Genomic DNA, 1,347 nt, shown 5'->3' on the forward strand with positions numbered 1-1,347 from the left:
GTAGGTGGTGGGCGAGAGTTGGTAGGCGGCGTTGGCCCCCCAGACGGCGTAGAGCGGCGAGGTGAAGCCGGCGTTGATGTAGAACAGGTCCTGGAAGCAGGAGTTGATCGAGTTGCACGGCGGCAGGCCGTAGTAGCGGTCGGGATGGGTGCGGCCGAACTCGATGACGAGGCGGTCGTCGAGGAGCTTCTGCTCGTAGGTGAGCAGCGAGAGGCGGTTGTTGTTGGGATTGTAGGGCGGCTGGTAGCCGACCGTGGTATCGCCGATGTCGGCGGCCATGTTGAGGTTGCGCACGAGACCGAAGAAGGTCTGGGTGAACTTGATGGTGCCGCCTGAGATGTTGGCGAGCCTCTGCATGTCGGCGGTCATGGAGAGGACGAAGTAGGCGGAGTTGGACTGCTCTCCGGTGCGCAGGCCGGCCGAGGGGTTGGCCTGGTAGAAGTCGTAGATGTTGATGTCGAAGGTGAGCCCGCGGGCGGCCATGTCGGTGGCCCAGGGGGCGAGCGGCCCGGTGCGGACGGGGTCGGCGGGCTTGGCGGCGATGGCGGGATCGGTGCGCGGCTGGGTCTGATCGTTGAACTGGCCCACCGGCGAGGGCTGCTGCGCCAGCGCCGCGCCCGCCCCGGCAAGGCTCCCCCCGGCAAGGCTCGCCGCCAGCAGCGCGCCGGCCGTTCCGATCCCGACGCCGCGGCGCCGCACCGGTCCTGTCCTCGTCCGTCTCATCCGTTCGGTCATCGTCAGTCCCCAACCCATACGCTGCACCGGCTGCCCCACAGGGTTCATCCCGCTTGTCGTGTCGCGGCCGGCGGCTCCCTCGCGGAGCGATGTTCGGTCGTCTGCTTCCCCCCGGAAGCGTGTCGGCGGGCGCGCCGGGCGCGTCCGCCGCAAGGGATCTCGGCTCAGTGGCTGATCATCCAGGGCCGCGCGTTCGGGAAGCTTTTCGCCGCCGCGGGTGCGGCACTCGTCTTCCTGGGCGAGCAGCAGCCGCAGCCGGCCCCGTGAGCGCCCGAGCGCCGCGGCTCGTGGCGGCTGCGCTCGTTGGTGGCGTGGGCCGCCTTCAGCCCCGCGTCCATGCCGGAGATCCGCGGAGCGGTGAGGAAGGCGCGCTGGCACGCCTCGCCGCAATCCGGGCAGTCGTGCGGATCCTTGAACTGCGCCATCGGGCGCAGAACGGTGAAGGGACCGCACGCTTCGCAGGCGTAGTCGTAGACCGGCATCTCAAGCGCTCTCAGGCAAAGTGTGTGCGGTTTGCCGCCCGGAGAGCGCGGCAAACCAAGGAACGTCAGAGGTCCGGCGAGAGCGGCATCTGGACGGAGCCGTCCAGGAACTTCGTCGGCCCGGCCGCGG

The 1,347-nt window shown here is 69.6% G+C and carries 2 protein-coding genes; both read right to left on the reverse strand.

What is annotated here, in order from left to right:
- Positions 1-735, reverse strand: a 735-nt coding sequence (locus MFF42_RS25735; RefSeq protein WP_373875229.1) for a carbohydrate porin, incomplete at its 3' end; no start/stop codon positions are given.
- Positions 736-899: 164 nt separating this feature from the next.
- Positions 900-1,217 (reverse strand): FmdB family zinc ribbon protein, encoded by a 318-nt coding sequence (locus MFF42_RS25740; protein WP_238258801.1) that lies wholly within the window; start codon positions 1,215-1,217, stop codon positions 900-902.
- Between the last annotated feature and the right edge of the window lie 130 nt (positions 1,218-1,347).

The organism is Methylorubrum podarium, from assembly GCF_022179745.1.
Taxonomy (GTDB): Bacteria; Pseudomonadota; Alphaproteobacteria; order Rhizobiales; family Beijerinckiaceae; genus Methylobacterium; species Methylobacterium podarium.

What these genes read in the sequence shown, in the direction of transcription:
- MFF42_RS25740 (WP_238258801.1), bottom strand. Translation starts at nt 1,217, where the DNA reads ATGCCGGTCTACGACTACGCCTGCGAAGCGTGCGGTCCCTTCACCGTT.